This is a genomic window from Paenibacillus sp. 05T425 (assembly GCF_056396205.1).
In genome coordinates this window covers 438,331-455,561 of the sequence record NZ_JBFTLA010000006.1, presented here as the reverse complement: position 1 = coordinate 455,561, position 17,231 = coordinate 438,331, and the positions used below count along the sequence as shown (strand labels likewise).

The 17,231-nt window shown below is 49.9% G+C and carries 14 protein-coding genes; 11 read left to right on the top strand and 3 right to left on the bottom strand.

The genetic code is table 11. From position 1 onward, the window contains the following. The first annotated feature begins 55 nt into the window (after positions 1-55). Together AC1DF0_RS16195 and AC1DF0_RS16190 are read left to right on the top strand one after the other, a co-directional pair. A complete protein-coding gene (locus AC1DF0_RS16195) occupies positions 56-961 on the top strand; it encodes a carbohydrate ABC transporter permease (protein ID WP_477574614.1) in 906 nt (301 codons plus the stop codon). A 1-nt stretch (position 962) separates the two neighbouring features. Further along, the gene (locus AC1DF0_RS16190; RefSeq protein ID WP_477574613.1) at positions 963-1,793 is read left to right on the top strand and encodes a carbohydrate ABC transporter permease; all 831 of its coding nucleotides are present in this window, start codon (positions 963-965) and stop codon (positions 1,791-1,793) included. A gap of 168 nt (positions 1,794-1,961) precedes the next feature. Here the strand turns inward: AC1DF0_RS16190 and AC1DF0_RS16185 are convergent, their stop codons facing one another. After that, positions 1,962-2,801, bottom strand: a complete 840-nt coding sequence (locus AC1DF0_RS16185) for a helix-turn-helix domain-containing protein (RefSeq protein WP_477574612.1) — start codon at positions 2,799-2,801, stop codon at positions 1,962-1,964. Positions 2,802-2,896: 95 nt separating this feature from the next. Between AC1DF0_RS16185 and AC1DF0_RS16180 the strand changes: the two genes are divergently transcribed. From AC1DF0_RS16180 to AC1DF0_RS16170, 3 genes are all read left to right on the top strand, one after another. Further along, a complete protein-coding gene (locus tag AC1DF0_RS16180) occupies positions 2,897-5,212 on the top strand; it encodes a glycoside hydrolase family 95 protein (RefSeq protein WP_477574611.1) in 2,316 nt (771 codons plus the stop codon). Positions 5,213-5,628: 416 nt separating this feature from the next. Further along, on the top strand, positions 5,629-5,757 hold the full coding sequence (locus AC1DF0_RS16175; protein WP_442049262.1) for a hypothetical protein: 129 nt from the start codon (positions 5,629-5,631) through the stop codon (positions 5,755-5,757). A 39-nt stretch (positions 5,758-5,796) separates the two neighbouring features. Beyond that, on the top strand, positions 5,797-6,465 hold the full coding sequence (locus tag AC1DF0_RS16170; protein WP_477574610.1) for an HNH endonuclease: 669 nt from the start codon (positions 5,797-5,799) through the stop codon (positions 6,463-6,465). Positions 6,466-6,525: 60 nt separating this feature from the next. On the opposite strand, the gene AC1DF0_RS16165 is transcribed toward AC1DF0_RS16170, so the two are convergent. Both AC1DF0_RS16165 and AC1DF0_RS16160 read right to left on the bottom strand, forming a co-directional pair. Beyond that, complete coding sequence (locus AC1DF0_RS16165) at positions 6,526-7,350, bottom strand: AraC family transcriptional regulator (protein ID WP_477574609.1); 825 nt, start codon at positions 7,348-7,350, stop codon at positions 6,526-6,528. A 30-nt stretch (positions 7,351-7,380) separates the two neighbouring features. Beyond that, a complete protein-coding gene (locus AC1DF0_RS16160) occupies positions 7,381-8,406 on the bottom strand; it encodes a substrate-binding domain-containing protein (RefSeq protein WP_477574608.1) in 1,026 nt (341 codons plus the stop codon). A 527-nt stretch (positions 8,407-8,933) separates the two neighbouring features. On the opposite strand from AC1DF0_RS16160, the gene AC1DF0_RS16155 reads away from it, so the two are divergent. The 6 genes from AC1DF0_RS16155 (at position 8,934) to AC1DF0_RS16130 (ending at position 17,219) form a co-directional block, all read left to right on the top strand. After that, on the top strand, positions 8,934-10,292 hold the full coding sequence (locus AC1DF0_RS16155; protein WP_477574607.1) for an ABC transporter substrate-binding protein: 1,359 nt from the start codon (positions 8,934-8,936) through the stop codon (positions 10,290-10,292). A 141-nt stretch (positions 10,293-10,433) separates the two neighbouring features. Then, positions 10,434-13,310, top strand: a complete 2,877-nt coding sequence (locus AC1DF0_RS16150) for an extracellular solute-binding protein (protein ID WP_477574766.1) — start codon at positions 10,434-10,436, stop codon at positions 13,308-13,310. 14 nt (positions 13,311-13,324) lie between these two features. Further along, the gene (locus tag AC1DF0_RS16145; protein WP_442049257.1) at positions 13,325-14,230 is read left to right on the top strand and encodes a carbohydrate ABC transporter permease; all 906 of its coding nucleotides are present in this window, start codon (positions 13,325-13,327) and stop codon (positions 14,228-14,230) included. Between the two features lie 4 nt (positions 14,231-14,234). Continuing rightward, positions 14,235-15,101 carry a carbohydrate ABC transporter permease gene (locus AC1DF0_RS16140; RefSeq protein WP_337099383.1) on the top strand — a complete coding sequence of 289 codons (867 nt, stop codon included), beginning with the start codon at positions 14,235-14,237 and terminating at the stop codon, positions 15,099-15,101. A 13-nt stretch (positions 15,102-15,114) separates the two neighbouring features. After that, positions 15,115-16,602, top strand: coding sequence for an NHL repeat-containing protein (locus AC1DF0_RS16135; RefSeq protein WP_442049256.1), 1,488 nt, complete (start codon positions 15,115-15,117; stop codon positions 16,600-16,602). Further along, a complete protein-coding gene (locus AC1DF0_RS16130; RefSeq protein ID WP_442049255.1) occupies positions 16,599-17,219 on the top strand; it encodes a Yip1 family protein in 621 nt (206 codons plus the stop codon). Before AC1DF0_RS16135 ends, AC1DF0_RS16130 begins: the two co-directional genes overlap by 4 nt. Positions 17,220-17,231 lie beyond the last annotated feature (12 nt).

The following is a 17,231-nucleotide window of genomic DNA, read 5'->3' as shown; positions in this document are numbered from 1 at the left end:
TGCACATTGCAAGGGCCTCCGTTAATCCGGCGTTTAATCGGAGGAGGAGAGCACCATGGCCATGCCGCTTGCAAACAAAAAGAAAAAGAAAAAATGGCAGATCTATGCGGTTTTGTTCATCTTGCCGTCTTTCTTATTGTATACGCTGTTCGTTATCGTACCGACGATCAGCAGCATGTACTTAAGCTTAACGTCGTGGGATGGCGTTAGCAGCGATATACGGTTTATCGGACTAAGCAACTTCGTGGAAATTTGGAATAGCGAACGGGTTCATAACGCGCTGAAAAATACGTTGCTTATGGCGGTAGTGTTGGTTTTGTTGGAAAATATCGTCGCCATGGCGCTTGCGATTTTCGTCGATCAAGTGAGATGGTTCCGCAATTTGTTTCGCAGCGTGTTCTACTTCCCGGTGCTGCTAAGCGGCATCGTTATGGGTTTCGTATGGACGATTATCCTAAATTACAACTTCGGCGTATTGAATCAACTGCTGGACGTCGTTGGACTGGGCGAGCTTAAGGCGGATTGGCTCGGAAATCCCGATTATGCCCTTATTTCGATCATTCTGTCGACGGTTTGGAAATCGGCGGGCTACTACATGATTATTTATTTGGCCGGATTGCAGAGCATTCCGCAGGATCTGTCGGAAGCGGCAAGCATCGACGGAGCGAACAGATGGCAGCAGTTCCGCCATATTACGTTCCCGCTGCTTGCGGGCGCTATGACGGTATGCATCGTGCTCTCCATGATCAGCGCGCTCAAAATTTTCGACCAAATCGCGGTCATGACCGACGGCGGCCCTGGATTCGAGACCGAGACATTGACGTATATCATTTACAAAGTAGGCTTCGGCGAGCTGCGTCAAGGCTTCGGTACGGCGCTTGCGCAAGTGCTTTTCGTCCTCATCATGATCGTTACGGTTATTCAGGTTAAATTTTTGCGGAAGCGGGAGGTGCAGCTCTAAGATGCAGAAGAGAAGAAAGCTTAACGACATCCTGTTGTTTGCAGGGACGCTGCTGCTCGCTCTCGTGTTTTTCTTCCCTATTTTGTTCAATATCATGTCGGCGTTCAAAAGCAATGCGGAAATTATGAAAGACGCCATCGCTTTTCCGAAAGGCTTGTATCTGGACAGCTTCAAATATTTGCTGATGGAGACGGAGTATCCTCGGGCGATCTTGAACAGCCTGATCCTAACGGCTATCTCGATTTTGTTCATGATATTGCTCATCCCGATGGCGGGTTATGCCATTGAGCGCCATGACAAGAGATGGACGCGTGCCGTATTCGTCTTCTTTCTTGCAGGCATGATGATTCCGTTCCAAGCGTACATGATACCTTTGTTCAAGGAATTGAAAATGCTGGGGCTGTACGGTAATCTGGCGGGACCTGTTATGATCTATATTTCCGGGTCAGTCGGCTTTGGCAGCTTACTGTATACGAGCTTCCTGAAGGGCATTCCGAAGGAGATCGAGGAATCCGCTGAAATCGATGGCTGCTCGAAGTACGGTATATTCTGGCGCATCGTCTTTCCGCTGCTCGGACCATGTACGGCTACACTGGTTGTACTGAACGGCCTTGGGATATGGAACGATTTCCTTATGCCGATGCTTGTCCTGCCTTCGGGCCAAACGAAAACGATGATTGTCGAGATCTTCTACTATGTCGGCGAGTTTTCGTCCCGTTGGGACATGATCTTCGCTGGAACGACGATGTCGATTATCCCGATTCTGATCGTATTCCTGTCGCTGCAGAGGTACTTCGTGAAGGGTATCGCTTCGGGTGCTATTAAAGGGTAATTTATAGGTAAGTAGAGAGACAGCGCTTAAAGGTGAGTTCTTCGCCTTTAAGCGCTGTCTCTTTGCAATGTGCGGAGTCGGACGTTAGTTATTTGCACGTATACCTTAGTTTCATCCAATGTTATGGGATGTAATCGTTTTTATAATAGTAGTGAACAATGGAATCCCTTATGGAGTGTGATGAGGCGCAGCGCGGTACTCGGTAGGCGAAAGGCTCGTTTCTTTGCGGAAAAACTTCGTAAAATGGCTTGTATCCTGAAAGCCTATCTGATCGGCTATTTCCTTGATGCTCAGCGGTGTTGTGGTCAGCAGAAGCTTGGCGCGCTCGACGCGCTTAAGGCCTACGTATTTCATTGGCGGTACGCCGAGGTGCTTCTTGAAATAGGCGATAAAGTAGTTAGGGTGCAGATGGACAGCCTCGGCCATTTGCTCAACGGTGATGCTTGTGTTCAGATGTGAGGCGACATATTGCTGAATCACGGCAAGCCGGCTTATTTCATCCGAACGATGCTGCAATACACGTACCCGCACGTCATCGAGGTAAAGCGCGACAAGCTCTAGCAGCATCGCTTTCTCCCGCAGGCGAGCGGCTATCGTATGCTTCCATTTGGCATCCACCATAGCTTGGAAAAGCGTCGTTATGCGGTTCGAATCTTGCGCATCGATACATAGCGGCATGCCGATCCATTGAAACAGATCGAACGGTCCGGCCGTAATCGAGAAATGGCACCAATATTTCAAGAAGGGACGGCGGCCGTTAACGGTGCCGAAGGATATCGGAGCATGTGCCGGCGCAATGAACAGCTGACCAGCCTTCGGGGTATATTCGGTATCGCCGACCCGTATCCAGCCTTCGCCTTCGCATATGTAATACAGCTTATTGTAAGGCGGATGAGTGACATCTTCGCCCCACTCATTGGATACTTGCGTGTAATCGGCAGCATGAATTTGCAACTGAATCGATTGCAGCAGATCGGACAAAGTCTGTTGTTCGTCAAGAAATAACATAAGTTCACCTGCAGTCGGCATGAATGGTCGTACAAATTCTATATTAAAGCAATCTTAGCGTAATTCATAGAACCATTCCAAACGGAGGTTATTAAATGACGAATCAGCTTGAAAAACGTATCTGGTACAAGCAGCCAGCTGGCGCATGGGAAGAAGCGCTGCCGATCGGCAACGGAAAGTTAGGAGGCATGGTGTTCGGCGATCCAAAGCGCGAACGAATCGCGCTTAATGAGGACAGCGTATGGTACGGAGGCCCGCGGGATCGGAACAATCCAAGTGCGCTGCCTAACCTTCCTAAGATTCGCAGTCTGCTTAGTGAAGGCAAGCTTCGCGAAGCAGAGGAGCTCAGCGTGATGGCGCTGTCCGGCGTCCCCGAATCGCAGCGCCACTACTTGCCGCTAGGCGATCTTGCTTTGCAATTCCGGTACGAGAATAACGAAGTATCGGAGTATACGCGCGAGCTGGATGTCTTCAGCGGCATTGCCGCCGTATCGTATCAGATGGGAAGCATCAAGTATTTAAGAGAAAGCTTCGCAAGTTTTCCGGACGAGTCGATCGTTACGCGTATAACAGCTGACCAGCCGGGAAGCATTAGCTTCACCGCGAGGCTGCTTCGCGGTCCCGGCAACCGTTTTTATGATGAGCTCGTGAATGCCAATGATGCAGGGAATACGCTGCTTATGCGGGGCAACTGCGGCGGGGCTGGAGGCATGGAGTTCCGAATGGCGCTGAAGGCTGTCGCCGAAGGCGGCAGCGTTAAGATTATAGGCGAGCATCTTATCGTCGACAAGGCTAACAGCGTTACGTTATTGCTAACCGCTGCAACCGAGTTTCGGCATGAAGATCCAGAATGGTATGTGCTGCATTCGGCTGACATGGCAGGGACATACTCCTATGAGGAGCTTCGATCAAGACATGTGCAGGATATAAGCCGTCTTACCGAGCGTGTGACACTGAAGCTTGGCGGAGAAGAGCTATTCGCCCAATTAACAACGGATGAGCGGCTCAAGCGGGTACAGCAGGGCGAAGAGGATAGCGGTCTTATGGCGCTGTATTATCATTTTGGACGTTATTTGTTATGTGCCAGCAGCCGTCCCGGCTCTTTGCCGGCGAATCTGCAGGGGATATGGAACGATAAGATGCTTCCGCCTTGGGACAGCAAATATACGATTAACATCAATGCGCAAATGAACTATTGGCCAGCGGAATCGGGCAATTTGGCAGAATGCCATGAGCCGTTGTTCGACCTGATCGAGCGGATGCGCGAACCGGGCCGTCATACGGCTCGCGTGATGTATAATTGCGGCGGCTTCGTTGCTCATCACAATACCGATATATGGGGCGATACGGCGCCTCAGGATCTTTATTTGCCGGCGACCTATTGGCAGATGGGCGCCGCTTGGCTTTGCTTGCATCTATGGGAGCATTATGAATACAGCTTAGACAGAAGCTTCTTGGGGAAGGCCTATCCGACGCTGAAGGAAGCAGCTCAGTTCTTCGTTGAATTTTTGATTGAGACAAACAACGGCTTGCTCGTTGCGTCGCCGTCGGTATCGCCTGAGAATACGTATATTTTGCCGAGTGGACAATCAGGTGTTCTATGCGTTGGCTCGTCGATGGACAGCCAAATTTTATATGAGCTGTTTGGTGCCTGTATCGAAGCGTCGCGAACGCTTGCGGTAGACGAGACGGAGAGGGCGCAATGGCACGGAATCGTGGAGCGCTTGCCGCAGCCTAAGATCGGCAAGCATGGACAAATCCAGGAATGGCTGGAAGATTACGAGGAGGCCGAGCCGGGACATCGGCATATTTCGCATTTGTTCGCCCTTCATCCTGGCAAGCGATTCACCGTACGCGGAACGCCGGAATGGGCGGAAGCGGCCAAGGTAACGCTGGAGCGCCGATTGGCGAGCGGAGGCGGTCATACCGGCTGGAGCAGAGCATGGATCATCAACTTCTGGGCTAGACTTGAGGAAGGCGAAAAAGCTTATGACAATGTGCATGCGCTTCTCAGCCATTCGACGCTGCCGAATTTGTTCGACAATCATCCTCCGTTCCAAATCGACGGCAACTTCGGCGGTTCGGCAGGCATCGCCGAAATGCTTGTGCAAAGCCATGAAGGCGAGATTCATCTGCTTCCTGCGCTGCCAAAGGCATGGGCCAACAATGGAGAGTTAGCAGGTATTCGTGCCAGAGGCGGTTATTCGGTCGACCTTCGTTGGGCAGACGGCCGGTTAACGGATGCAACGATTCGCTCGCAAGCAGGAGGAAGCTGCATTGTCCGGGCTGCTGGACTAACAGGCGTAGAGGAAGAGGGCGAATCATCAGTTGCTTATCGTATATCGGAAAACGGCGTTGGGAGCTGGGAAGCAGCGGCTGGCAGCAGCTACCGCTTGAGGTTTAACAATTAAAAGATGCGTTCATATATGAATTGGTTGTTCCAAATGTATTCGCGCGACATGGGACGTCCTAATTAATTCTCGAAGGGCCTCTAAATTCCTCTACAAAGTGGAACTTGGAGGCCCTTTTTTCATGTCAGGGGGATGGATGGATTAAACTTCGTGGATGAATTAGCCACTTTTGTATGATAAAACGTATAAGTTTTGACTAGTTACATCGGTTTTATCAGATCTTATCTGAAAAATCATATAAATTGAGATCTAGATCGTATCTAATTGGTTAACAGTTAATAAGCTTTTTACGATAGTTATACGATAACCGACAACTCCAAATAACGTCACAAAAAACTCAGCATTATCGCCTAATATAAGTGCATGGTATAGTATAATCTATAGGAGCTTGGATTACTTGCGAAGGAGGAGTTAGAATGGGTGTACCGGTTGGCGTGTGGATAGCCGCAGCTATTATCGTTGTTTTATTATGCTGGATGACGTTCTGGGTAACTAACAAGGCGTACTCCAAGAAGTGGGATGACCAAGAGGAAGACAAAATATAAAGCGTGGGATGCTTAGGCGCGCTGTCTGGAGTTATAAATATGGATGAGCTTGAACAGGTGCAGGAGACGGTTCGTCCAAGCACGCAAAAAAAATGCTCGCACTGCGGGCAGAGCAAGCCGCTTGCGGAGTTTCTGCGAAGGACGGGCAGGCGCTCCGGTCCCGGATCTAGACGCGGCGCATGCAAAGATTGCCGCAAGCTTCGGGCATCTGCTGCCGAACCTTCAGAGACGGCTGCCCGCGCCTCGACGGGCAAAGCTCGGACAACGTTAGAGCAAGCATTGCCTGTAACAACAGCACCAGCGCCAGCGCCAGCACCAGTAACACCTGAAGTTTCTGCCAAAGGCGAGATTGTTCTTAGACCAACGCGCAAAGGGTTCATATGGATGCGAGGGTTGACGGATAAAGGCCGGAGATGGCATCAGGAGATCGAGCTGGCGCTGGCGAGTTTGCTTGTGAAGGAAGGGATGGCTGTTGTTGTCAACCGCCATACGATTCGCCGGCTCTATAGCAACAAGTCTTTCCGTCAATATATACTTGCTAGAGACCATCATACCTGTTATTTCTGCGGTGAATATGGCGATACGATCGACCATAAGCTTCCGCGCGCGAAGGGCGGCMACACGACACCTGTCAACTGTGTATGCGCTTGCAATTCTTGCAATCAATCGAAGGCTGACCAAGACGTTGAGTCGTTTATGAACCTATAATTCAGACAGTTTCAGCCGATTTCTCCGAAAAATCAGCCCTTTATCGAGAAGGGCAACCCCTTATTTCTCCACAAAAGGAGCCAAATCCTTGACTAGGCTGCTGCGGAATTGCCGCGGAGATAAGCCTTTCGTTTTTTTGAAAATTTTCGAAAATAATAGCGGATCATCATATCCGACGGACCTGGATATGTCGCCGATCGATAGCTCGCTATGCTCGATGAGCTCGCAAGCCTTATTAATGCGATACAGGATCAAATAATCCTGTATGCTGAAGTGAACGTTCGCCTTGAATATCGAGCATAAATAACTGCGATCAAGCCCGATCATCGAGGCAATGCGGGATACGCTTATTTTGCTGGCGTAATTGTGCTCGATGAAGTCGATCACTTGCTTAACGTATTGCTTCTTGCGGTTCTCCCTCTTATCGGTTGCCTGTTCAGCCGTCCCCGTTTCAACGAGCAGTGAGAGCAGCATATATAGCAGTCCGGTCAATCTCAGATCGCGCGAGCGATTCAGGTTTTTAGACTGGATGATCTGCTCCATATAGCGATAGAGCAAGTCGTCCTTGTCGTAGGTGAAAATAGGCGAGGCCGATGTCAAATTGGCCTGAATGAGAAACGATTCCGCCTGAGCCCCGTGAAAGCCGAGCCAACAGTAATGCCATGGATTGGATGTATCCGCTTCATAATAGCTGATCTCATCCGGACAGATCAGAAATCCTTGTCCTCTTCGCAACCGATATGTATGTCCTCCCGATTCGAATATTCCCTCACCCTCAAGCACGTAATGCAGCAGATAATGATCGCGTGTTGCCGGTCCGAAATAGTGTCCAGGCAAGCATTGTTCGATACCGTACTGATTCAATTGAAGATCGGTATGCTTCACATTTCGAGAAAGAAATTCAATGATATCGCATCACCTCGCAAGAACTTCATCTCTGATAATGACGTCGGCTTGAATCAATATTTTCTCATAGACGGCCTCCGGATTCAGGATTCGCCATAGCAATTGATCAACTGCTCGCTTGCCCAACTGTTCCATATCGATATTAACGGTCGCCCAAATCGGATGATTGGGATGCGTGTTGTCATAGCCGGTAAGGATTAAGCTGTCGGGAACCGTGATATTCATCTGTTTGAACTGGTACAAGATATGGTCTACAACAATGTCGTTTATACAAATGAATGCTTCCGGCAGTCCATGTTGCCTTATTGCGATCGGGAACGTTTCATGGAATTTTTCATGTTCATTCTCTGGACCAATAAGCGATGGAATTTGCTTGAGCTCTATGTCATGATCCTCAAGTGCTGCGCGAAAGCCCAGATACCGTTCGTAGAAGCTAGGAGCATCCTTGATGTTGCCGACGAACTGAAAGTTCCGATAGCCTTTGCGTATCGCCGCTGTCGTAATTATCCGCATGTTGGACAGATTATCCGTAAAGATGGCATCGCTCTTGAAAGCGGGATCATTATGGTMAACCATCATGACAGGTATACCAAGGCGCTTGATCTCAAGCAGGATCGACGTCGAAATACAGCCAACCGTAAGGATACCCATGATCGCTTCTGGATTGAGCAGCGAAAACACGGAATCGTCCTTTGGCTCAGTCAGCGTAAGGATATTAATCCCCTTCTGATCAAGATGAGTAGAGATTCCGTTTATAATAGGACCCCAATAAAGCGATTCCGTATTCTGATAGCGAACGTTCGGGAACAGCACGAGTACGGTACCCGACCATTCACGCGTATTTAGATCGGTTAGTTCGTTCGATACAGGCGCATTCGGAGATTCCTTGAAATAACCGAGATGCGCGGCAGCTTTCAATATACTTTCGCGAGTCTGGGGACTGACTCCGGATTTGCCGGATAATCCGCGGGAAACGGCGAATTTGGATAACCCTGTATAGTCAGCTATAGCTTGAATAGTTACTTTACCTTTCACGATATCATCCTACTTTGGTTAGTTTAGTGGGTAGCTTTTGGCATATTAACCTTAATATTAACTGATTGGACGAGCGAGTAAAACCATTCTTTTCATACATCGTGTGACTTTGTTCCTATGTTTGGTTAATGGAGCTAGTAAATAAAAAATGTTAGCATCATTAACAAAAAACAAACATAATAACTTTTGTTTTGTTATTTTTGTTATGTTATTAAAGATAGCATCATTTGGCATAACGCACAAGGGGGTAAATGCTATAAGAATAAGTATATTAGGCGCTTTTTCATGTAGAACCAATAGAATAACATAAAAAACAATTGACCGATTTGGAAAACGATGCTAGAGTTTGTTATGTGATATAAAACGTTTTACATAACAAAAGAAAGGTTGATGCCCTAACAACAAATAACCATATTCGCGTTTTTATTTTTTAGATCAGCCTTGCAAGCGCTTTATTTCTAGGGATTTCGCTTGTTCGAACGCTGGTGAGTACCAACTGATGAACAATAAAATTGGGAGGTTCTGCTATGAGAAAGATGAAAGGGTTTACAATTTTGGTGTTGGGTCTAATGCTTCTATTAACGGCTTGCGGCGGAGGAAATAACGGCAACAACGAGGCGACAACGCCTCCGGCAAACGATGCGACGAACGCTCCGGCGGTGGAAGCTACGGAAGCTCCGACAGCTGAACCGATTGATATGGGCGGACGCGTCATTAAGGCAGCGGCTTGGTGGGACTTGAAGCCAGCGGGCAACACGGCTTCGGAGAAAGCTCGTCTCGACAAAATCGCGGAAGTTGAGAAAAAATACAATGTCAAATTCGAATTCGTAAACGTACCTTTTGAAGAATATATGCCTAAATTCACAGCATCCGTGCTGGGCGGCGAACCGTTCGCCGACATCGTCCAAATGGAGTACAAATCTGCACTGCCTGCCATTCTGAAAGGTCAGCTGCTTAAAGTAAGCGAGTTCACGACGGCAGCTAACAATATTAACAATGAAGCGAACCTGCTCTGGAAAACAGCGCCGATCGCTGGCGAAGAGTACGGCTTCGACAATCCGAACACGGGCGGCGTAGGCTTGCACTACAACCGCGACCTGTTCCAAAAGCTTGGCCTTCCTGATCCGAAAGAGCTGTATGAAAGTGGTCAATGGAACTGGGATAAATTCCTGGAAGTTGCGAAGCAAGCGACAAAAGACAATGACAATGACGGTAAAATCGACACTTACGGGTTCTCCGGTTGGGCGCTGGACGTGTTCCGCAACTTCACTTACGCGAACGGCGGATTCGTCGTTGACGAAAGCGCTAAGACGCAAGGGTTCACGGATCCAAAAACGATCGAAGCGGCTGAGTTCGTTAACCGCATGTATAACGTAGACAAAGTTGTTCGAATCAAGGGCAGCAACAAAACGGCATGGGATGAATACAACACGTTCAAAGACGGCGACGTTGCTATGTTCATCACGGCTGCTTGGAACCTTGGCGGCTTTACGTTTGACCTTGGCGTTGTTCCAATGCCAACAGGACCGCAAGGCGATCCATCCATTACCTTTGCCGACAATGCTGCATCAGGCAAATTTATTCCAAAAGGCGTCAAAGATGCGCAATTGGTATACCAAGCTTGGGAAGAAACGTTCGACATCCCGCAAACGGAAGATTTCCCAAGCCAAGAATGGCTTGAAGGCATCTATACGCATGAGGATGACATCTTGATCACGCGCGATCATATTAACGGAACTGGCAGAGTACTGCTTGACGATTCGTTCCCTGAATTCCCTACTGGCTTGTTCGTAGAGGACATTATCGTGGGCAATCAATCGGTTACGGCGACTGCCGAGAAGGTTAAGCCTCTCGCGGAAGCCTCCATCGGGAAGCTCGGTCAATAATAGAAGCAATTAATAGGGCATAACGGTTGGGGGATGTCGGGTGCGACCTCCCCCAACTTCATGAATAAAGCCTAAGGAGGACCTCTGGTGATAAGCAATATGCGGCTTACTCATTTAGCTGGAAAGATAGTGCTCGCTGTAATGGCATTAATCATCGTGCTGCCGATCGGAACAACCTTGCACGCGGATGCAAGCCCAGACGCCGCATCATCAGATGAACAGCAAGGCAGCAGCGCAGCCAAACAGTCGGCTTACAACGAACAAAGATATGCGCAATATTTGTCMGAATTCGAAGGAGAGGCTAGGCCAGAGCAAGAGATTGTGTTGGAAGCGGCTGATCATAGCCGCATCGAAGGGGAAGGCTTCCAGAAGCTGGAGCAATATGAGGGGATGGATGGAACCTCGCTGCTGACCGGTGAATCAGGCAGCGTAGAGTGGACGTTCCAAGTTGCCGAAGCAGGGCTGTACAACCTGTCGCTGCTCTATTATCCGGTAGAAGGGAAGAGCTCGGCGATTGAAAGATCGCTAACGATCGACGGCGAGCGCCCATTCCGCGAAGCGGCATTCCTGCAGTTCGACCGCATCTGGAGCAATCTGAAGGAAGAAGTAGTAAGGGATAATCAAGGCAATGAGCTGCGTCCGAAGCAGATCGAGAAGCCAAGATGGAGCGAGAAGCTGTTCCAAGATTCCGACGGCTATGAGAACGAGCCCTTTTTATTTTACTTATCGCAAGGAACGCATACGATTGCCCTGGATTCGACTCGCGAGCCGATGGTCGTAAAGCAGTTGAAAATTTTGCAGCAGCGGACGCCTTTATCTTATGAAGATAGGGTTAAGCAGTATGACACAGAAGGTGTTAAACCGACTACTGGCAAGCTGATAACAATTGAAGGGGAAGCGTCGACTGCCAAATCTTCGCCTACCTTGTATCCTTTGAGCGAACGTTCAAGTGCTGCGGTGTATCCATACAGTGCTTCAAAAATAAAAATCAACACAATCGGCGGCTTCAACTGGCGTCTACCCGGTCAATGGATGGAATGGGAAGTCGAGGTGCCGGAGACGGGCCTGTATAAGATTGCCTTTAAGTCGCAGCAAAACTTCGTCAGAGGTATTTACTCCACACGCAGGTTGACCATTGACGGCGAGGTGCCTTTCAAAGAGATGGAGAAAGTAGCCTTCCGTTATAAAGGCGGCTATCGAATGGATGTTATGGGCGGCGACGAGCCTTACCTGTACAGCCTGGAGAAGGGCAAGCATACGATTCGGATGGAAGTCAGCTTGGGCGAATTCGCCCCGCTTATCCGCGAGGTGGAAGAAAGTCTTTATAGCCTGAACGACATGTATCGCAAAATATTGATGATCACGGGCACGAAGCCGGATGAATTCCGCGATTATCAGCTCGATAAGAAAATTCCTGATCTGTTAGAAGTGTTCAGTGCTGAAAGCGACCGACTGAAGCGTATATCGAAGCAATTAGTAACGCTGTCCGGTCAATCGAGCGATCAGGAGGCGTTGCTTAAAACGATGGCGCTGCAGCTCGACGAGATGATCGACAAGCCTGAGAGCGTATCGAAGCGACTGTCCGCTTATAAGACGAATACAGGCGGTCTCGGCACTTGGGTGCAGCAGGCTAGACAACAGCCGCTCGAATTCGATGCGATCTATATTGCTTCGCCGGACAAAAAGTTTCCGAAGAAGGGCATGAGCTTCTTCTCGAAGATGAAGCATGAAGCATCGACCTTCATGTATTCCTTCTTCACCGATTACAATCAGATCGGCAACGTAACGGACAAGGCGGATCAACGTTCCGTAACGGTATGGATCGGAAGCGGCCGCGACCAAGCGAATACGATCAAAGCGATGATCGACGAGACGTTCACTTCGGCAACCGGCATTAACGTGAATCTGAAGCTCGTCAATATGGGTACGCTGCTCCCGGCGACATTGGCCGGTCAAGGTCCTGACGTAGCGATGCAGATCGAGAACGATATTCCGGTCAACTACGCGATGAGGAATGCGTCGGTCGACCTGTCGCAATTCGCCGACTTTAATGAAGTGAAGGAACGGTTCCGCTCAAGCGCACTCGTACCGTACAGCTACCAAAGCGGTGTGTATGCGCTGCCGGAGACACAGACGTTCAACATGCTCTTCTACCGCAAGGACGTGCTTGAGGAGCTGGAGCTTGAAGTTCCGGAGACATGGGATGACGTATCCAATCTTCTAGCTGTACTTAGCAAAAACCATATGCAATTCGGCTTGCCGGTCGTTGCCCAAGCAGCCGTTCAAGGACAGAACATCCCGCCGAACTCGATGTACGCGACACTGCTCTATCAGAATGGCGGCCAGTTCTATCGCAACGATGGCAAAGAGTCGGATCTGGATTCGCGAGTCGGCATCGAGACATTCAAGCAATGGACCGAGTTCTATACCGACTATAAGCTGGAACGAGAATACGACTTTGCCAACCGGTTCCGTACCGGTCAGATGCCGATCGGCATTGCCGACTATACGACGTATAACCAGCTCTCCGTATTTGCTCCGGAAATCCGCGGCATGTGGGGCTTCGCTCCTGTTCCGGGAACGGTTAAAGAGGACGGCACGCTCGATCGTACCGTGCCAAGCGGAGGCAGCGGCGTCGTAATGATGAATGCGGCGGAAGACAAGGAAGCGGCGTGGGAATTCATGAAATGGTGGACGGACGAAGCGACACAGACGACTTTCGGCCGCGAGATGGAAGGTCTTATGGGCGCGGCGGCGCGCTATCCGACTGCTAATATTAAGGCGCTCGACAGCCTGCCATGGCCGGTTGCCGACTATGAGAACTTGAAAGAGCAGTTCGATGCCGTGAAAGGCGTGCCGGAGGTGCCTGGCGGTTACTTCACAGGCCGTCATTTGTTCAACGCATTCTACAAGTCGGTCGTTGGCGCCGTTGAAGCGCGCGAGTCGATTATGGATTACGTCCAATACATGCAAGATGAGATTCGAACGAAACGAAAAGAGTTCGGATTACCGCAATAATGGGGGGGTTAAGCGTGCAAAACTGGTTGAGCCTGAAGTTGCGGGAAGCGAAAGCGGCTAAGCATTCGTACATTTTGCTGGCTCCGTACATGCTGTTGTTCACCGTATTTACGGTATTGCCGGTGTTAATATCGATTGTACTGAGCTTTACGTACTTTAATATGTTGGAATTTCCGAAATTTATCGGCTGGCAGAACTATACGCGGCTGTTTCTAGAAGATGACGTCTTCTTGATCGCGATCAAAAATACGATTCTGTTCGCCGTTATTACCGGACCGATCAGTTATATCGCCTGCTTCGTGTTTGCCTGGATTATCAATGAGCTGTCGCCGAAGCTGAGAGCCGTAATGACGCTCGTATTCTACGCGCCGTCGATCTCCGGCAACGTGTTCTTCATTTGGCTGATGATCTTCTCCGGCGACCGTTACGGAATCGCGAACGGCTTGCTTATCAAGCTTGGCATTATACTCGAGCCGCTGCAATGGCTGAAGACCGAAGCTTACGTATTGCCGATCATTATTCTTGTACAGCTGTGGCTCAGTCTAGGTACAGGCTTCCTGGCCTTCATCGCCGGCTTGCAGACGGTTGACGGCACGCTGTACGAGGCCGGTGCGGTTGACGGAATTAAGAACCGTTGGCAGGAGCTATGGTATATAACGCTGCCTTCGATGCGTCCTCAGCTCATGTTCGGCGCGGTTATTCAGTTGACCTCGGCGTTCGCCGTTGCCGACGTATCCATCGCGCTCGCGGGATTCCCGAGCGTCAACTATGCGGCAGAGACGATCGTTACGCATCTGATCGATTACGGGACGACAAGGTTCGAGATGGGCTACGCTTCTTCCATCGCGACGGTGCTGTTCATGATTATGGTCGGAACGAACATCCTTGTACAAAAACTTCTTCGTAAGGTAGGTGAATGAGCTGATGACGTTCTCGTTTCGACTTCGCAAGAAGCGGGTCAACCGCTCGTTCTGGGGCAGCTTCTCGCTATTTGCACTGTTGACCTTATTCGGCGCATTCATGATTCTGCCGCTTATCTATGCGATCAACAACGCATTCAAGCCGCTGGATGAAATCTTTATGTTCCCGCCGACGTTGTTCGTCCGCAATCCGACGATGAACAACTTCGTGGACTTAATCAACCTGCTCGGCAATTCCTGGGTACCTTTCTCTAGATATATTTTTAACACCGTATTTATTACGGGCATGGGCATTATCGGCCATGTGCTGCTGGCGTCGGCAGCGGCTTACCCGCTTGCCAAGCATCGGTTCCCGGGCAAAGGCTTCATGTTCACGATTGTCGTCCTGTCGCTGATGTTCACGCCGGCCGTAACGGCCATTCCGACTTATATGATTATGTCGTGGATCGGTCTTATCGATACGTACTGGGCGGTAATTATACCGGCGTTCGCGTATTCGCTTGGCTTATATCTAATGAAGCAATTCATGGAGCAAATTCCGGATGTGCTGCTGGAAGCGGCCAAGATCGACGGCGCGAGCGAATATCGCATCTTCTGGACCATCGTTATGCCGAACGTGAAGCCCGCTTGGTTAACGCTCATTATTTTGCTGTTCCAGATTTTGTGGGGCAGCGACGGCAACGGCTTCATCTACAGCGAGCAGCTTAAATCGCTGCACTTCGCGGCGAATCAGATCGTGCAGGGCGGTATCGCCCGTGCCGGCGCGGCGGCGGCAGTGGCGCTCATTCTGATGAGCGTGCCGATTACGCTGTTCGTATTCTCGCAGAGCCGCATTATCGAGACTATGGCTACTTCAGGAATGAAGGATTAAGGAGGGACAGCACTTGACAGCGAAAAAATGGTTTCTCGTAGTCGCGGCGGCTTCCCTACTGTTCATTAATGCAGCGCCGGCGCCGGCGTACGCTTCATCTACGCCTTATGAGAGCTACAACTACAATTACTGGGAAGAATCCGTTCCCGCACCTGCGTCTTACGTGCCGGGTCGCGTCGTCTCCGGCAAGGATCTCGGCGTAGGCGACTTCATCGAGCCGGCCGATATGGTCGTAGACGATAAAGGTCTCATCTATGTGGTCGACAGCGGCAACAACCGAATTGTACGCATCGACGAGGAGTGGCGCGTGCAAGACATCATAACGAGCTTCGTGAAAGACGGCAAGGAGGACGGCTTCAAGAATCCGTCCGGCATGTACGTCGACGGTGACGGCATGATGTACATTGCCGATACGGACAATGGGCGGGTCGTCGTCCTAGATACGGACGGCAGCTTTATTCGCTTACTCGAGCAGCCGAAGTCCGATATATTGGCGAGCGACTTCAAGTTCGCGCCGATCAAGGTAACGGTTGACAAAGCGAAGCGTATATTCGTCATCGCTCAAGGGATGTTCGAGGGGATTATGCAATTCGATCCGGACGGCGAGTTCATCGGCTTCGTAGGCACGAATAAAGTGCAGCGCGATTACACGGAGTTTTTCTGGAGACTGTTCTCCACGAAAGCTCAGAAGGCGCAGATGATGTTATTCATCCCGACCGAATTTTCCAATATTGACATCGATGCCAAAGGGTTCGTATATGCCACTAATATCGACCCTGGATCCCAGGAGCCTGTAAAGCGGCTTAATCCTTCGGGCGAGGACGTGCTGAAACGTTACGGCTACTTCGATGTAAAGGGCGACATTCGGTACCGTCTGTCGGTTGGACCTTCGAAGCTGATCGACGTGAAGGTGCAAGAGGGCGGCATGTACAGCGTACTCGACTCCAATCAGGGTCGAATATTCACGTACAACGACGAAGGCGATCTGCTCTATGTCTACGGCGGCAAGAGCAACCAGGCAGGCACGTTCAAGACGCCGGTAGCGATCGAGAGCATCGGCGACGATCGGCTTGTACTCGACAGGGGCAAAAGCAATATCATCGTCTTTAAACCGACGAAGTTCGGATTGAAGATTAATGAGGCGGTCGCGCTTCACCATAACGGCGATGACAAGCTGGCTGTACCGGTGTGGGAAGAGGTGCTGCGTCTGAATTCCAACTACGATATTGCTTATATCGGCATCGGCAAGTCGCTGCTCATGGAGAAGCGGAACAAAGAAGCAATCAAATATTTCAAGCTCGGCATGGATCGTGATAGTTATTCGGTCGCCTACAAGCGTTATCGCCGAGAATATATGAAGGAACATTTCGGAACGTTATTGTCGGTCATCGTCGCGCTTGCGGCAGTATGGCTAGCGTTCAAGCTTTACCGCGTCATCAGCCGCTATCGTAAGGTTAAGCTGAAGTTGAATCAATCGACAGGGGAGGGCAAAGCGCTATGAAGCAAGATTTCATTAAATTTCCGCTGCATTTGATCGTACATCCGTTCGACGGTTTCTGGGATATGAAATATGACGGCAAAGGCAAGGTGCGCGTCGCTTTGTTCATTCTGGCTTTGGTCGTCCTGTCGGTTATTCTGCAAAATCAGTTCGCGGGATTCCTCGTCAACTATAACGATCCGCGGTATCTGAACAGCTTGACGCAGCTTATAACAATCGTATTCCCGTTTTTCTTATGGTGCGTATCGAACTGGGCGATTACGACGCTTATGGACGGCGAAGGAAAGTTCAAGGAAATTGTTATGGCCACGGGTTATGCGCTTCTGCCGCTCGTGCTCATCTATGTACCGTTTACGGTTGCCAGCCGCTTCATGGTGCAGGAAGAAACGGCATTCTACTATTTGTTTAATTCAATCTCGACGATATGGTTCATCGGCTTGCTGTTCGTCGGCACGATGACCGTACACCAATATTCAGCGATGAAGACGATTGTAACGATGATCCTTACGGTGATCGTTATGGGCATTATCGTGTTTCTTGGCACGCTTGTCATGAGTATGATGCAGCAAATCTATGAATTCATCGTCAACATTTATCGGGAACTTATTTTCCGTACGTAAAGGAGGCCGCAT